Origin of the sequence: Cellulomonas citrea (assembly GCF_009829685.1) — a bacterium.
GTDB classification, from domain to species: Bacteria; Actinomycetota; Actinomycetes; order Actinomycetales; family Cellulomonadaceae; genus Cellulomonas; species Cellulomonas citrea.
This window is the reverse complement of record NZ_VWSD01000362.1, coordinates 1-574: the sequence shown is the minus strand read 5'-3', so window position 1 is coordinate 574 and position 574 is coordinate 1. Positions and strand designations below refer to the sequence as shown.

Sequence of the window (574 nt, the reverse complement as noted above, 5' to 3'; positions counted from 1 at the left end):
GAGGTCGAAAGCGGCTATATCGGCGGCGACAAACCCGATCCGACCTACAAGGAGGTGTGCAGCGGCACGACCGGCCATGCCGAAGGCGTGCGCGTGACCTTCGACACCGATCGGATCACGCTCGACCAGTTGCTCGACGTGTTCATGGGCACGCACGACCCGACGCAGCTCAACCGCCAGGGCAATGATGTCGGCACGCAGTATCGTAGCGCCATCTTCCCGCTCGATGACAATCAGCGAGGCGAGGCAGAGGCGGCGATCGCCCGCTGGAATGGCGAGCATGAAGGGCAGACTGCGGTCACCACGGTGGAGGGTCCGGCCGAATGGTACCCGGCGGAAGGTTACCACCAGGAATATTGGGAGGGCGAAGGCCAGCGCAATCCGTACTGTCTCGCGGTCATCCCGCCCAAACTGATGAAGCTGCGCAGGAGCTTCCAGAAGTACCTCAAGGACGATGCCTGACGGGCGCCGCGGATTTCAGCACAAGCCCGCCTTCCAGCGCCCAATGAAGAAACCGTCCAGCCCCCCGTGATCGGTGAGCATGCCCGGATCGGTGCGCAGGTATCCATCGGGT

1 protein-coding gene is annotated in these 574 nt (G+C 63.4%); it reads left to right on the top strand.

The window, feature by feature from the left end:
• The coding region (msrA, locus tag F2B26_RS16740) for a peptide-methionine (S)-S-oxide reductase MsrA (RefSeq protein WP_159811221.1) at positions 1–462 on the top strand (462 nt) is incomplete at its 5' end.
• Positions 463–574 lie beyond the last annotated feature (112 nt).